Annotated in this window: 14 protein-coding genes and 1 pseudogene; 2 read left to right on the forward strand and 13 right to left on the reverse strand. The window is 29.5% G+C overall.

Annotation, left to right across the window (positions count from 1 at the left end):
* The 8 genes and pseudogenes from Q0733_RS10510 to Q0733_RS10545 all read right to left on the reverse strand — a co-directional run.
* A pseudogene (locus tag Q0733_RS10510) lies at window positions 1-488 on the reverse strand (hypothetical protein); the annotation flags it as partial.
* Window positions 489-502: 14 nt separating this feature from the next.
* Window positions 503-1,207 (reverse strand): hypothetical protein, encoded by a 705-nt coding sequence (locus tag Q0733_RS10515; RefSeq protein ID WP_298782182.1) that lies wholly within the window; start codon window positions 1,205-1,207, stop codon window positions 503-505.
* Window positions 1,208-1,238: 31 nt separating this feature from the next.
* Window positions 1,239-2,399: a hypothetical protein gene (locus Q0733_RS10520; RefSeq protein WP_298782183.1), complete on the reverse strand. Its 1,161-nt coding sequence runs from the start codon at window positions 2,397-2,399 to the stop codon at window positions 1,239-1,241.
* Window positions 2,399-3,058: a hypothetical protein gene (locus tag Q0733_RS10525; RefSeq protein WP_298782185.1), complete on the reverse strand. Its 660-nt coding sequence runs from the start codon at window positions 3,056-3,058 to the stop codon at window positions 2,399-2,401. The genes Q0733_RS10520 and Q0733_RS10525 overlap by 1 nt, the downstream gene beginning before the upstream one ends.
* Before the next feature lie 3 nt (window positions 3,059-3,061).
* On the reverse strand, window positions 3,062-3,592 hold the full coding sequence (locus tag Q0733_RS10530; RefSeq protein WP_298782186.1) for a T9SS type A sorting domain-containing protein: 531 nt from the start codon (window positions 3,590-3,592) through the stop codon (window positions 3,062-3,064).
* A gap of 348 nt (window positions 3,593-3,940) precedes the next feature.
* Window positions 3,941-4,804: an acetyl-CoA carboxylase, carboxyltransferase subunit beta gene (gene accD, locus Q0733_RS10535; RefSeq protein WP_298782187.1), complete on the reverse strand. Its 864-nt coding sequence runs from the start codon at window positions 4,802-4,804 to the stop codon at window positions 3,941-3,943.
* 175 nt (window positions 4,805-4,979) lie between these two features.
* Window positions 4,980-6,047 carry a class II fructose-bisphosphate aldolase gene (gene fbaA / locus Q0733_RS10540; RefSeq protein ID WP_298782188.1) on the reverse strand — a complete coding sequence of 356 codons (1,068 nt, stop codon included), beginning with the start codon at window positions 6,045-6,047 and terminating at the stop codon, window positions 4,980-4,982.
* A gap of 111 nt (window positions 6,048-6,158) precedes the next feature.
* A complete protein-coding gene (locus Q0733_RS10545) occupies window positions 6,159-8,651 on the reverse strand; it encodes a BamA/TamA family outer membrane protein (RefSeq protein WP_298782189.1) in 2,493 nt (830 codons plus the stop codon).
* Window positions 8,652-8,721: 70 nt separating this feature from the next.
* Here Q0733_RS10545 and Q0733_RS10550 point away from each other — a divergent pair, with 70 nt between their 5' ends.
* Window positions 8,722-9,453 carry an RNA methyltransferase gene (locus Q0733_RS10550; protein ID WP_298782190.1) on the forward strand — a complete coding sequence of 244 codons (732 nt, stop codon included), beginning with the start codon at window positions 8,722-8,724 and terminating at the stop codon, window positions 9,451-9,453.
* Window positions 9,454-9,463: 10 nt separating this feature from the next.
* Here Q0733_RS10550 and Q0733_RS10555 read toward each other — a convergent pair whose 3' ends face one another.
* From Q0733_RS10555 to Q0733_RS10575, 5 genes are all read right to left on the reverse strand, one after another.
* Entirely contained in the window at window positions 9,464-10,162 is a 699-nt protein-coding gene (locus Q0733_RS10555) for a porin family protein (RefSeq protein ID WP_298782191.1), read from the reverse strand.
* A 2-nt stretch (window positions 10,163-10,164) separates the two neighbouring features.
* Window positions 10,165-10,896: a bifunctional demethylmenaquinone methyltransferase/2-methoxy-6-polyprenyl-1,4-benzoquinol methylase UbiE gene (gene ubiE, locus Q0733_RS10560; RefSeq protein ID WP_298782192.1), complete on the reverse strand. Its 732-nt coding sequence runs from the start codon at window positions 10,894-10,896 to the stop codon at window positions 10,165-10,167.
* Between the two features lie 5 nt (window positions 10,897-10,901).
* Entirely contained in the window at window positions 10,902-11,807 is a 906-nt protein-coding gene (locus Q0733_RS10565; RefSeq protein ID WP_298782193.1) for a NifU family protein, read from the reverse strand.
* A gap of 105 nt (window positions 11,808-11,912) precedes the next feature.
* The gene (locus Q0733_RS10570; protein WP_298782194.1) at window positions 11,913-13,295 is read right to left on the reverse strand and encodes an OmpP1/FadL family transporter; all 1,383 of its coding nucleotides are present in this window, start codon (window positions 13,293-13,295) and stop codon (window positions 11,913-11,915) included.
* Window positions 13,296-13,329: 34 nt separating this feature from the next.
* Window positions 13,330-14,337 carry a hypothetical protein gene (locus tag Q0733_RS10575; protein ID WP_298782196.1) on the reverse strand — a complete coding sequence of 336 codons (1,008 nt, stop codon included), beginning with the start codon at window positions 14,335-14,337 and terminating at the stop codon, window positions 13,330-13,332.
* 173 nt (window positions 14,338-14,510) lie between these two features.
* Here Q0733_RS10575 and proS point away from each other — a divergent pair, with 173 nt between their 5' ends.
* Window positions 14,511-15,989 carry a proline--tRNA ligase gene (proS, locus tag Q0733_RS10580; protein WP_298782198.1) on the forward strand — a complete coding sequence of 493 codons (1,479 nt, stop codon included), beginning with the start codon at window positions 14,511-14,513 and terminating at the stop codon, window positions 15,987-15,989.
* Window positions 15,990-15,992: the final 3 nt, after the last annotated feature.

Genomic DNA, 15,992 nt, shown 5'->3' on the forward strand with positions numbered 1-15,992 from the left:
AATTTTTCTACATTGTTAGATTTTAATACAAGTGCTTGTGCATCTGTTGTACCTACAAAATCTGTTGCAGATGATGTACCAGAGTTTCCTTTTAAAGACCAGGCATTATTTATTATTTCTTCCCATTGTGTACCATCCCAAACATTAAGTGTATTTGGTGTTTTACTAGTGTCAAACCAAATATCACCCTCTACAGGTGTTGTTGGTGCTGTTGTACTACTTGTAACATTATCTTCGTCTACTGTTAACCAACTAGTGCCATCATAAATTTTACTAATGTTTGTAGTAGTATCAAACCAAAAATCACCTTCTGAAGGTGTTGTTGGTGCTGTAGCAGAAGTTGTAACTTGATTATTTCTAATTTTATTGATAGTTCCTTTATTATCAATAACCCTAATTTCTTGTGCATTGGTTGTATAAACAAAAACCAATGCACAAGTTATAAGTAAGAAGTTATAATTTTTTAAAAAGGGAATGTTACTAAGCATTTTTTAATTTATTGTTACTTAGACCAGTAAACTTCAAAAATATCACCTTCATAAATTACCCAACCGTTTGGCCCTGTTCCAGTATCTGGTACTAAAGTAACAGTTGCATCAGTTCCTGTAGTATAATCTACACCAGATCTTAATTTTGCACCATTTCTATAAACAGATACTTTAGATTTATCAGTAGTCCCAGGCATATCAGTAACACTTATAGCAAGGGCATTAGCTGTTTCTTCACCTGCTGTAGCTGTATGTTCAGTATGCCCGCTTTCAATTAAGTCAGAAACTAATAATTTTTTTGTTGCTCCGGTAGCTTCATCTCTAACCAATAATGTAAACCCAGTACCAGTACCATGAACAGATTTATCTGTAGCGTCAGTAGATGCTGCTAAATTATCTGTATCTACAAGGTCTAGTTTATCTAAAGCAAATGTATTACCATCTACATCTATATACGTATCATCTGTAAGTGTACCACCTAATTGCCACGTTGTTGTTGTTTTACTTCCTGCTGAAGTTGAGGTAATTGTAGTAATACCATTATTAGATTGAAAGTACTTAATTGTACCTTTGTTATCTATTACTCTAACTACGTCTCCATCTGCTGGTGTGTCTTTAATTACGTTAGCGGAAGTTGTGTCAGTTGTTTGTGCGTTTAAAGCACCAATTGATAGCATTAATGCGGCTACCATTCCTAATTTTAAAAATTTTGTTTTCATTTTCTTACTGTTTAATTATTGTTCTTATTTATTAATTTAATTGTACTATTCTTATTTCATCACCAGCATAACAAATTGCCTCTGTTTCTATTTCTATGGTATTAGAATCTATGATACTAAAGCTAATTCTAACACCGTTTCTATATACATCTAATTTATCTATACTTGTAATCGGTAGCGGTGTTGTAAACTGTAATTGACCATCTATTGCCTTTACAATTATTTGCTTTTTTTGTGATAAATCAGAAAGGCTTCTTTTCTTTAAAATACCAGTGTTTTTATCTACAGTCACAATTTCGTCATCTGTAGATGTACTATTTTGTAAGTTTTTTATTGCTAAAGTATTGGTTGCACTTGTGGTTATTTCTGTTGCTTCTGTTAATGCGCCACCAAGTTTAATAACATTATTGTCATTGGCAATACCGTTTGATACAGATATGGTTGGTTGACTAGATAATGAAACCCAATTAGTTCCATTATAAACTTCTAAACAACCACAATCTTTGTTCCATACTTGATCTCCAATTATTGGTATGCTATATAAAGTATCTCTGTCTGCATTGTTTTCAACAACTACTAAACCTAATTCGTCTGTAGGGTCATTATCACCAGAAACTGGCACCCATTTAGATCCGTCATAAATCATTAAGGTTCTACCTCTATTACCATTGGAATCGCTATTTTCTACCCAAGCTAACTCACCATCATTATAAGGAGGTGTTAAGTCTGATATAAGGCTAACAATTTGCACGTTATTTGTGCTATTTGTGTTGCTTGAAGGGTGAGGTATATATAGAATTCTTTGAGAATCTAAAAAAGTAAAACCTGTATTGTTGCTTAGTATATTAAGATCTACATTTAAATATTTTGGATTTCCATCCCAAACGATGCTATCAAATGTAGATTGTATTGGTGTACCTTCTGAAACAATTAATGATACTAGTCCGTTTTCATCTGTAGTTACCGTTTGTTCTTCTATATACTCAGTACCATCATCATTAGATATTGTAAAACGAAAAGTAACTTCCGTATTTCCTAAAGGAACTTGATTTTGTTGAACATCTGTTCCAGGAATCTCAATTGTTTCGTTATTTAAAATTAATGCTTGATAATTTAAACCAGGAGTTTGAGCCTGTACATAAGACACGCTCATTAAAAATAATAAAAATAATATTTTTAATATTCCCTTCACTAATTATTTTTTTTGTTTATTTCAAAAAGTATACCCACCGTAAACGCATTTGTGTTTAAAACGTATTTTTCACCAGAGTTACTGTCTTCATTGTTTTCTTTAAAGCTAGTTGCAAAATCATAGTTTGAATATACAGAAATTTTATCAGAAATTTCATATTCTAATCCAAAACCTCTATGAAATCTCCATAAAGTGTCATCTAATGTTTCATCTTTTACTAAGTCTACAAAAACGTCTGCATATTCATTTGTTCCAAAAGTTAACCAATTGTAAGAATAGTGAGAATGTATGTTAAGTATTAATTTTTTGTAACGTAATAATTTAGCACTAAAACCAGCTTTTGCGCTAGCATATGATAAATTATATTGTGTTGGTATTCTTAAATTTCCAGAATAAAAAGAAGTGTTTATTTGGTAAGTGTTGTAATTAAAACCTAAATCAAATTTTGCTTTTTCTTTATAAAGATTAAATAAAATTCCAACTTCAAATAATGCTTTTTTGGGTTTTCTAAAACCAGCATTATCTAATGTATTTATACCAGTACTATTTACGTACTCATCAAAAATAGCAGAACCAAGCCCTGTACCTACATAAACTTCCTGCGAAGTTAGCATGCTGGTAAAAAGGATAATAATGTAAAAAAGAAATTTCTTTTTCATGTTTTATTCAGTTTTCAGTATTTTCTTTACAAATTTATTTTGACCACTTATAATATGAACTATATAGCTGCCAATACTAAATCTGCTCATTGGTACAGTCATAGTTTCTGTAGGACTGTATGTTTTATTTAATAATACTTTTCCGTTTATATCATATACTTGAATATAAACTGGGTTTGTTGTTTTTTCCGAGAAGTTTATTTTTATATAATCGACAAAAGGATTTGGCGATATAACAAGATTTAAAACTTCTTGAAAATTAATCTCATCAGTATTATTAATACTGAAAGATTTTATATTTGTTAAAAAACCTTGTTGTACGGTTGTATTTTTTATCATAGCTTTTCCAACAAGTCCACTTTGACCAATACTTTGATAAACAGTATACTTACCATTAGATATCTTTTTACTAGAAGAAGAGCCTATGGTATTTACTGTTGATTTTAAAAGTATTGGCTTTACGTTATTACCTTGTCCTAAGACATTAGAAATAACGAAAAGCGCAATAAGTAATAAATAAATAAATTTCCCCACAAAATCATTTAAATTAAGATACATTTAATTAAAAATGTACGCACTTATTAAGTGCAAATATAATAGTAAAAATATAAAACATTGTAAGTTTGTAGTATGCTTTTTCGTTTAACTAAGCTAAATTGAAGTCGAAATGTGATGACTGTACGTTTAATAAAATATGATAGAGCTAATAAAAAGGCTAATTTGAGGTAAATTTTAATTTGAGAAATAGATATTAAGTACTTTTTTTTAGATAATTAACATAAAATATATAAGGGTATAAAAATCAATATTTATTAATTTTTATACCCTTATTAGGTTCTATAATATTTATAGATCTTAGTAAGTTATTGTTTTACTATGCTATTAGCAGCTTCTAATTGGTAAGTTCTGAATTAGATCTATATAAAGATTTACTTGTTTTTTTAAATCTTTACGTTCATATATAGCGTCTAAGAAACCGTGTTCTAAAACAAATTCAGATTTTTGAAACCCTTCTGGTAAATCTTTACCTGTGGTATCTTTTACAACTCTTGGTCCTGCAAATGCAATTAAAGCATTTGGTTCAGCAATATTAATATCGCCTAACATTGCGTAAGAAGCAGTTGTACCTCCTGTTGTAGGATCTGTACATAAAGAAATGTAAGGTATTTTAACTTCTGCTAATTGTGCTAGTTTTGCAGATGTTTTAACTAGTTGCATTAATGAGAGAGAAGCTTCCATCATTCTTGCACCACCAGATTTTGAAACCATTAAAAAAGGAATTTTATTTTTGATGGCGTAATCTATAGCTCTAGCAATTTTTTCTCCAACAACAGACCCCATAGATCCACCTATAAAAGCAAAATCCATAGCAGCAATTACCAAATCTTTTCCTAAAGATTTACCAACAGCGGTTCTAACAGCGTCTTTTAATTTGGTTTTTTCTTGCGCAGCTTTTAACCTGTCAGGGTATTTTTTTGTGTCTTCAAACTTTAAAGGGTCTTTAGAAGTAAGATTTGCATCTAATTCTTTAAATTTATTGTCATCAAAAAATAATTCGAAATATTCTTTACTACCAATTCTTACATGATAACCATCTTCTGGACTAACATATAAGTTCTTTTTTAATTCTTCAGTATCAATAACTTTTCCGCTAGGGGTTTTATACCAAAGACCTTTTGGTGTGTCTTTTTTATCTTCTGTTGGAGTTTGAATCCCTTTATCTGTTCTTTTAAACCAAGCAGTCATAAGCTCTTAAATTTTATAATCGTTCTTTTTAGGGTACTTTTTAAAATGTAATATACCATTACAAATGTAAAAGTTTTTTATGACTTTAAATTTCTTTAAATGAATCTTTTTTAAACATAAAAAAAGCATCTTGAAAAAATCAAAATGCTTTTTATAAAATCTACTATATAATGTTTTATAATGTGTTTACATTATTTAAATCTGCAAAGGCTTTTTTTAATCTAGTTTTAAAAGTTAATTCACCTTCACGCAGCCATTTTCTTGGATCGTAGTACTTTTTATTTGGTTGATCTGCTCCCTCAGGGTTACCAATTTGAGTAGCTAAATAAGGAGATTTTTCTTGTATATAATCTCTTATTCCTTCAGTAAAAGCAAATTGTAAGTCTGTATCAATATTCATTTTAATAACTCCATAACCTATAGATTCTCTAATTTCTTCTAAAGTAGAACCAGATCCTCCATGAAATACAAAATCGATATGATTTTCTTCAACGCCATATTTTTTTGTAATAAATTCTTGAGAATTCTTTAAAATTTTTGGTGTTAACTTTACATTTCCAGGTTTGTAAACCCCATGAACATTACCAAATGCTGCTGCAATTGTAAATTGAGGAGATACTTTCATTAACTCTTCATAAGCATAAGCAACTTCTTCTGGCTGAGTATATAATTTTGAGACATCAACATCAGAATTATCTACACCGTCTTCTTCACCACCAGTTATTCCTAACTCAATTTCTAAAGTCATACCCATTTTGCTCATTCTAGCCAAGTATTCTTTACAAATTTCAATATTTTCTTCAATAGGTTCTTCAGATAAATCTATCATATGAGAACTATATAGTGGTTTACCTGTTTCAGCAAAATGTTTTTCACTTGCGTCTAATAACCCATCAATCCAAGGTAATAATTTTTTTGCACAGTGATCTGTGTGTAAAATTACAGGAACACCATAAGCAACTGCTAATTCATGTACATGTTTTGCACCAACAATACCACCTGCAATTGCAGATTTTTGGTTTTCGTTTGATAAACCTTTACCTGCTTGAAATTGAGCGCCACCATTTGAAAACTGAATAATAACCGGAGCATTTAATTCTTTAGCTGTTTCTAAAACACTATTAATTGTGTTTGATCCAACAACATTAACTGCTGGCAATGCAAATCCTTTTTCTTTTGCATAGTTAAAAATTTCTTGTACTTCTTTTCCTGTTGCTACTCCAGGTTTAATATTGTGGCTCATTTTTGAATTTTTATTGATCTTTTACTTAGCAAAAGTACTAAAAAATAGTAGTTTAAGAATCTTGTATTGCAATAAAATAACGAAAACGTTATAGAATTTTTTCGTATTATTTTAGAATGGATAATTGATTCCAATGTTATAAACAGCGTCATTAAAACTGTAGTTTTTAAACCATTTACTACCTTCTAAGTACGGTTCATATGTTTTAAAACCAATATCGAAACGAACAATTAAAAAGCTAAAATCTAACCTTGTACCAAAGCCAGATCCTATGGCAATATCTTTTAAAGATTCTAATCCAGTAAATTTTGAATCTTCATTAATAAAATTAGATCCAGTAATGTCCCAAATATTTCCAGCATCAACAAATAAGGCACCTTTTAACTTGCCAATCATATTAAACCTGTATTCAGCACTTGTTAAAAATTTTAAACTTCCTACATTGTATTCTAAACCTGTATTTGTTTTTCCTGGTCCTAGTTCATAAGTTTGCCAAGCTCTAACATCATTTGAGCCTCCTGCAAAATAACTTTTAGTAAATGGAATGTCAGAATTATCATAAGTAATAATTGCGCCTAAAAATGTTCTAACTCCAAAAGCAGAACTTTTACCTATGTTCCAAAACTTTTTATATTCAATATCTGTTTTAAAATATTGAGCTAAAGGTATGTTTAAAAATGTTTTTTTATCATTTGTATTTTTTTTGTTTGATAATAACCCCATTACATTACCTGAATTGGATACTCTAATTTTAAAAAATGAAAAGTTATTGTCTTTAAAATTAGATTGATTATTATATGTAAATGAATATGCTATTGTTGGAATTAAAAAATCTGATGTAATAATATTGTACCTATTTAAGATGTTTACAGTTGTATTGTATTCATCTGGATTTGTAGTTTGAAAATTAGTGTCATTAGACGATATTTTTTTCATAAAAGATACAGTTGTGCTTGCGTCAGCTTCATCTAAAGTTGTAGTTGTATTATTAACCGTATCATAAATTTCTGCTACTTCTTTTAGGTCAGAAAATTCAGAACTATACACATCAAAATATGCGTCTATATTCAAATTCTGAATATATTGGGTATTGAAAACTTCTAAATGTATTGTTTTTTTAGAATTACGATGCCACTTATAATCAGATAGAATTGTAAAGGTTTTTCTATCTAAACCAATATTTTTTTGAATGCTATAACCAAAAGAAAATAAAGTTCTTGGAGACATCTCTTTTGGTATAAATTTACCAAGTTTAAAAGGGGCAATAAATCTTGGTATTTCTATGGATAGATCTCCTCCAATTTCCCAACCAGGCCCACTGTTAGAATCAAACCAAGAACCTAAAAGAGATACTTTTAATAATTCGGCACCTTTAAAAACGTTTCTATCAGTAATCGAAAATTTTGCTGATGCACCAATGTTTCTAATGTTAGAATGTGTTATTTCAGTATCAAAACCTAATGTGTATTTATCTAATGGGGATAAAAAAACATCCATTTTCAGTTCATCTTTTCCAGGTATTTTATCAAACGATATATTTGTTGATTTAAAGTTTTTTAGAGATTTTAAATGAGATCTTGTTAGGTTTTTTAATGTGTCTTTGTAAATGTTATTAGGTTTTAGAAAGATTGATTGCTCTAAATATTTAGGATTGTATTTTTGTTTGCCATAGGATAAGAAATTAATTCCTTTATACACTAATGTGTCTGTTATAGATTTTCCTTTTTTATTAAATGAATAATCTGTAATTACATTTACTTCTTTAATTTTAAAAATTTTAAATGGGCTTTCTATATAACTTCCATTTTCTTCTTCTAATTTATTACCAGAAATAATAAAGTCGACATTAGTTTTATAATTTGTTTTTGTTGAGTCTACATAAAAACCTAAGGCAGATTCAGAAAATTGATAAATTCCATTATTTCTAAAAAGCTTAACTACGTTTTGAGCTTCACTTCTAAAAGTTTGATCTTTATATTGGCTACCTTTTATTAATAGAGTATTTAAGCCAGATTTTTTGTAAATAGAATCTAATACTGGCGATTCAATTTTAATATTAATAGTGTCTAAAAGTGTAGGCTGACCTTTTGTAATATGATATTCTACAATTGCTTTTTTAGTTGTAGAATCTCTTTTTATTTTTGAAGTTACATTCGATTTAAAAAAACCTTGCGTTTTGTAATAAGCCCATAAATTATTTTTAGTTCTTTTAACTTTTGAGCTGTTTAGAATTTCTGGACTTTGATAGTTTAAAAACCACTTATTTAGCTTTATAAATGAATTTGCATATGCTATGCCTTGTTTTTCAGAAAAAATACTTTTGATGAAATTATATTTTTTAGGATTTTTATTAGCCCATTCTATCGATGTTGTAGGTTTGTTATGGTCACCAATATTATGAATATATAAGGCTAAAGGAGCTCCTAAAAAACGTGAATTTGGTTTTTGTAAAATGTACTTTTGCAAATCACTGTCATTATTTTTAACGGAATCTATAAAAATATAATTATCTGTTAACAAATATTCAGAATCAGAAACATGTTTTGTAGAATTACATGAAACTAAAAATATTATCAATAAAAAATAAAAAGAAAGTTTTTTCATTATTTTAGCAATGCTAAGAAATTCAAAAATAGTATTTTTTAAACGGTTTATTTCAATTTAGAAACAATTAATGAGTATTTCAAAAAGTCAACTAAAAATCATAACAAGTTTATCGCAAAAAAAGTATAGACAAAAGCATAATTTATTTATTGCTGAAGGTGTAAAAGTGGTGAACGAATTAATTAATTCTAACTTTATTATTGATACATTATTTTGTGTTGATGATTTTATATCGGATGTTTCTGTTGATAAAATTGTGGTTGTTTCTGAAGTTGATTTAAAAAAAATAAGCAACCTTAAAACACCCAATAAAGTTTTAGGCCTATTTCAGATTCCTGATGAAATATCAATTCAAAACAATGGGTTAATTGTTGTTTTAGACTCCTTAAATGATCCTGGAAATTTAGGAACAATTATTCGTTTGTGCGATTGGTTTGGGGTTAGGCAATTAATTTGCTCTAAAGACACTGTAGATTGTTTTAATCAAAAAGTAGTGCAAGCAAGTATGGGATCTTTGACGAGAGTTTCCGTAAAATATATAGATTTAGAAAGTTATTTAGAAGCAGTCCATTTACCTACTTTTATTGCTGATATGGATGGTGAAAACGTTTATCAAACCAAATTACCAAAAGAAGCAATTTTAGTGATGGGGAATGAAGCGAATGGAGTTTCTAAAAAAATAATAGAACTTGTGAAAAATAAAATATCTATTCCTAGATTTGGTCAAATACAAAAAACGGAAAGTTTAAATGTAGCTACCGCTACAGCAGTTTTGTTGAGTGAATTTAAACGAAGTTTTTAAGCTGTAATAATTAGTGAAAAGCAAAATTTAAGAATATACCACGAGTTCCCATATAATTTATTGGCGAGGTCCATTGACTATTAATATCGTCGTCATATTTTAGTTCATTGTTAATTGCAAAAACTCCACGAATTGAAGGTGAAAATTTAAAATAGTATAAATAAATATCTATTCCAATTCCAACCTCATACATAAAGTTGTGTGAATTCATTCTAAATTGTCCAGCAGAATTGTCGTCTTGGTTACTTTGATTACTAGAAATATTATAATCATAAGAAGCTCCACCTATTAAATAAGTTCTAATATTTCTATATCTATCTGTGCTAAATTGAAACAATAATGGAAAACGTAAATAAGTTGATCCAACTTCTCTAGTTTTGTCTTGTTCAGTTATTAAATGATTGAAATGTATGGTTTTGGTGTTACTTACTAATCCAGGTTCTATACGTAAATTTAAGTTTTTATGTAACCTTAAATCTGCTATTAAACCTACATTAAAACCAGAAGTAGGCGTTACTGTTATGTCAGCATTTTCAATATTGCTATTTTTTAAGTTTAATTTAAAATCATTTTTATTAAATCCAAGATAAAATCCAAAATGTATTTTATTTTCATCAAATGTTGGTAGGTTTTCTACACGGTCTCTTTGTGCAAATAACGCAGTTGAAATTAATAGGTAAAAACCAAAAAGAAAAACTTTTTTATTCATTTTTATTTACTTGCTGTATAAATTGTAGCAACCCCAAAAGTTACAGGTTTGTGTTCTGTACTTGTAAACCCATTTTTTTGTAAAATATTGTTTAGCGCTTCTCCAAAAGGAAAAGAATTTGCAGATTCTGACAAATAAGAGTAGGCAACTTTATCTTTAGAAAATAGCTTACCAATAATTGGTAATATAAAATTAGTGTAAAATTTGTAACCTTGTTTAAAAGGGAACTTTGTTGGGTTTGATGTTTCTAAAATAACTAAAACTCCAGTTGGTTTTAAAACACGGGCAATTTCTTTTAAACCTTTATTTAAGTTGGCAAAATTACGAACTCCAAAAGAAACTGTAATTGCATCAAAAGTATTGTCATTAAAAGGCATATCTTCAGAATCGCCAACAATCATTTCTATTTTATCAGTTAAATTAGCTTTTGCAATTTTTTGTTTTCCAACTTCTAACATTCCTGCAGAAATATCTAAGCCAACAATTTTGTTGGGATTTAAATCTGCCATCATCAAAGCTAAATCTCCAGTACCAGTTGCAATGTCTAAAATTTGTTTTGGATTATTTTTACTAACAATATCCACCACTTTTTTACGCCATTTTACATCAATTCCTAAAGATATAACCCTATTTAAACCATCGTATTTTTCAGAAATATTGTCAAACATTTGAGCAACTTGCTCTTTTTTTCCTAATTCTGAATCTTTATATGGATTTATTTTTTCTGCTGACATTTTATTTATCCGTTAATTGCAACCACTTCATTAATTTGATTTGGTAGCATTTCTTTTAACAAGTTTTCAATTCCGTTTTTTAGAGTTGCGGTAGAAGATGGGCAGCCACTACAAGCTCCTTGTAAAATTACGCTAACAATTTTATTTTCTTCATCGTAAGATCTAAAAGCAATATTACCACCATCACCAGCAACAGCAGGTTTTATGTATTCATCTAAAATGTCTACAATTTGAGCTGATATTCCTTCAAGTTTCACTTTTGGGGCTTCTATTTCAGTTATACTTTCAGCTGTCTCTTGCGGAATTTCTTTGATAATGGTTTTACCCTCTACCAAGTATTCTCGTATAAAAGTTCTTACTTCAGCAAAAATTTCTTTCCATTCAATCATATCATATTTTGTAACCGAAACATAATTGTCAGAAATAAATACTTCTTTTACAAAAGGAAATGTAAAAATTGCTTGAGCTAAAGGAGATGACTTGCTGGCTTCTTCGATGTTTTTATATTCAACATCTGTTTGGGTTAGTGCTTTGTTGGTCCCAAATTTCATTACTGCTGGGTTAGGAGTTGCTTCTGCATAAACCTCAATAGCTTCTTTTTTGGATGTTGAACTTTGTTCCTCAACAATAACATTACCATCATTAATATAAGCTTCTATTTGTTCTCGAACTTCCTCTTGAACGTCAATCCATTCTACAATGTCAAAACGTTGTATTGCTATAAAATTAGCAGTAATAAATATTTTTTTTACAAATGGTAAATAAAATAATTGTTGTGCTAAAGGTGAGTTTTTTGCATCATCAATATTAGAAAACTCATAACTACCGCCATTTATTAAGACGCTGGTGCTATTAAATTTAATAATAGTGTTGTTTGTTGTTTCCTGAATGGTAATTTTTGTCTCTTGCATAATCTTAAAAGTGATTTGCAAAATTACGGCAAAAAACTGAATTGAAATAAAAAAGACCTTGTATGTTTTTAAAATACAAGGTCTTTATAAAATGTAATTTTATTATTATAAGTTTATTGTTGCTGAAGCTGTAAAAACTCTGTTGTTAATTGTTAAATTACTAGGGTCTACATTATACCCTGAATAAAAATTATATGCTGTAGTTTTATTATTGTCGCTGTATGAAAAATCTATTTTAAAATTTCCAAAATTGTAACCTCCACCAACTGAATATCCTTGTAGGTTATCTGTATCTAAAGCTAGTTTGTCTGGGCTTTGTTCATATAAATAACCAGCTCTTAAACTAAGTCTATCAAAACGCCATTCCGTTCCTACATTAAAATTGTGCGTGTTTCTTAATTCATTTTGAAAGAAATTATTTTCAGTTGAAAAATCATCACCAGAGAGTTTAATGTTTTTGTACCCTTTATTTGAATAATCAAAACTTAACAATCCGTTTTTGCCAAAAATTAAAGCAGCACTAGCGGTTAATTTACTTGGTGTTTTTAATCTGTAAATTAAACTTTGTGATGGGTAATAACCACCAGAAGTGTTGTCATATATGTTAGTATTATCGCTAACTACGATTTCTGTATCTCCATAATACCCGTCATTGTTTACAATATTACTTTCTTCTAAAACTTCTGTAAACCAAGTTGGTGTTTGATATGCTAAACCAACTCTAAAACTTTTATTTGCTTTGTATATAAAACCAGCATTCATAGAAAACCCTGATCCTATTGTAAAAATCTCTTGATATAAATTTGCGTCTAATTCATTACTGTTTGCATCACTATTAAATTCAGTTAATTGAGATTGTTGACTAAAATTTAAATCATAAAAATTTAATGCCAATCCTACATGTATTTTATTTAGATGAACAGAAGAAAAACCAATATTTAATTCAGAAATTTCTCCATTAATACTATTACTAAATCTTTGTTCATCGGCAATATCATATACGTTTGGAGTTGTGTTTTCATCCAAAGGAAAACTTGTAAAAGTAGCAACACCACTATTACCTTGAGCTTGAAAGCTATCGGTAAAATCTTTTGTGACTCTGTAATTAAAACCAATTGCAAATTTTGTCCAGTCAGATTTATATGCACTATCAAAAACTAAAACAGCCCCTGCTTGTGATAAATTTATAAATTGATCTTGAGTTAATATTGTATTGCCATAATAATTAGAATTAATATCTGTGTTTCTTGAATTAAAAGTACCTGTAAATAGACTATTATTAAATACAGACAAGCCAGCTGGGTTTATGTTAATTGACGAAACATCTCCACCAAGAGCTCCAAAAGCACCACTCATTGAAGCGAAACGTGCAGTTCCGACATTATCATTTTGAGAGAAAAGTACTCCTAAATCTTGATATCCTAAAGATTGAGAATTGGATGTAAAAGTTACTGCGAATAAAATCGCTATGATATATAATTTTTTCATTTTAATGTTTTTAGAATTCTTTTAGACTAGTATGTTAATTACCTCTTCTTCTAGATGAAGATGAACTTCTTCCTGAACTTCTGCTTGCAGAGCTGCTTCTTCTACTTGATGAAGAACTTCTATTTGAGTAATTACTACTTCTATTTGCTGATGAGTTTCTTTTGCTTGAGTTATTGTTGTAGTTTCTTCTAGTTGTAGTACTTCTAGATTGTTCTGTTTGATTATTACTTCTTCTATTTACACTTCTAGAACTTCTTCCAGGCTGTTTTACTCCACTTGTATTATAACTTCTTCTTGTTCTAGAATTTGTATTTGCACTAGACCTTCTATAAGTTGAAGAACTCCTTCTCGAGTTTACATTGCTATTTCTTCTATAGACATTGTTAGAGGCAACTCTTCTACCATATCTAATATTTCTATTGTATCTAGTATTCCAGTTTCTATTGTTGTAATAACGATTTGAGAAATAATACGGGTTGTAAAAACCTAAATTCCAAGCATAAATATTGTTATGATAAGGGTGCCAATAAGGGTTATTTCCCCAAAAACGATTTCTGAATCCCCAGTTTCTATATCCCCAATTGTTGAATCCCCAATTATTGTAACCCCAACCATTGTTGAACCCCCAGTTATTGTAACCGTACCAATACGGGTTGCTTACTAAATTTACATTCACAATTACATCATTTTCGCCTGTTCCCCAAGGTTCGTTTGGATTGTAGTTTAAAGTTTCATCTATAACTTGATCATCAACATAATCATTGTTAGAATTATAGTTATCAACATCTGTAAAAACTTCATTTTCTTGAATATCTTCTAAACTTTCTAATTTTTTTGAAAAGTAGTTTTCTTCATATTCTTTGTATTCTTTTTCATTTGTAACAACAACTTGTTTTCTGTTTTCTGTAGTTGGAGTTTCATTACCGTAAATGCCATCATCATTATAAACGCTTTGGTAGGTTCCGCAAGAAACTAATAGTAAATTAGCGGTAATAAAAAATAGAATTTTATTTAACCTTGAGATTCTATTATTTTTTTTCATAATGATATATTTTAGTGTATACTTAAGTTTTTTATTGATGGTTTTTTGTGTAAAATTTTCAACTTTGGCTTGGTCTATCATCAAATTATAGTAGTTTTGTGTCAAAGTTAAAAGAAAGTTTTAACAAAAATTTCACTTTAAAGGTAACAATATTTGTGCCAAACTCTTAATTTATGAGTAAGAAATTAACAAAAAGGTCAGAAGATTATTCCAAATGGTATAATGAATTAGTTGTAAAAGCTGATTTAGCAGAAAATTCTGCGGTAAGAGGTTGTATGGTTATTAAACCTTATGGTTTTGCAATTTGGGAAAAAATGCAAGCAGAGTTAGATAGAATGTTTAAAGAAACTGGGCATGAAAATGCTTACTTTCCTTTATTTGTCCCTAAAAGTTTGTTTGAGGCGGAAGAAAAAAATGCAGAAGGTTTTGCAAAAGAATGTGCAGTTGTAACTCATTATAGATTACAAAATGATCCTGATAATGAAGGTAAGTTACGTGTAGACCCAGAAGCTAAGCTGGAAGAAGAATTGGTTGTTAGACCAACTTCTGAGGCTATTATATGGAATACTTATAAAGGATGGATTCAATCATATAGGGATCTACCTTTATTAATAAATCAGTGGGCAAACGTTGTAAGATGGGAAATGCGTACGCGTTTATTTTTAAGAACTGCTGAGTTTTTATGGCAAGAAGGTCATACTGCACATGCAACTAAAAATGAAGCCATAGTAGAGGCTAAGCAAATGCAAGAAGTTTATGCAGAATTTGCAGAAAACTTTATGGCTATGCCAGTAATTAAAGGTGCAAAATCAGATAGTGAACGTTTTGCAGGTGCAGAAGAAACTTATACCATTGAAGCTTTAATGCAGGATGGGAAAGCGTTACAAGCTGGTACAAGTCATTTTTTAGGACAAAATTTTGCGAAGGCGTTTGATGTAAAATATACATCAAAAGAAGGTAAGCAAGAGTATGTTTGGGCAACTTCTTGGGGAGTTTCAACACGTTTAATTGGTGGGTTAATTATGACACATTCCGATGATTTTGGTTTGGTTTTACCTCCAAAATTAGCGCCAATTCAAGTGGCTATCGTTCCTATCTATAAAGGAGATGAGCAATTAGAAGCTATTTCTAAAAAAGTAAATGTGTTTGCTAAAGAACTTCGATTAAAAGGTATTTCTGTTAAATTCGATGTGAGAGATACGTATAGGCCAGGGGCTAAGTTTGCTGAATATGAATTAAAAGGTGTGCCAATTAGAATTGCAATTGGAAATAGAGATTTAGAAAATAACACTGTTGAAGTTGCAAGAAGAGATACTTTAGAGAAACAATCCATTTCTCAGGATGATGTTGTAGATTTTGTTGAAAACCTTTTGGTAGATATTCAAAATAATTTATTTACAAAAGCTGTTGATTACAGAACAGAGCATACAACAGTTGTAAATGATTTTAAAGAATTTAAAAGCGCTATAAAAAATAAAGGAGGTTTCGTTTCGGCACATTGGGATGGTACTGAAGAAACAGAAGATAGAATAAAAGAATATACAAAAGCAACTATTAGGTGTATACCAAATGATGCTGTAGAGGAAGCGGGAGCTTGTGTTTTAACAGGAAAACCTTCATCTAGGAGGGTTCTTTTTGCGAAGGCGTATTAATTT

The sequence above is a fragment of the uncultured Polaribacter sp. genome, from assembly GCF_947500975.1.
GTDB lineage: Bacteria > Bacteroidota > Bacteroidia > Flavobacteriales > Flavobacteriaceae > Polaribacter.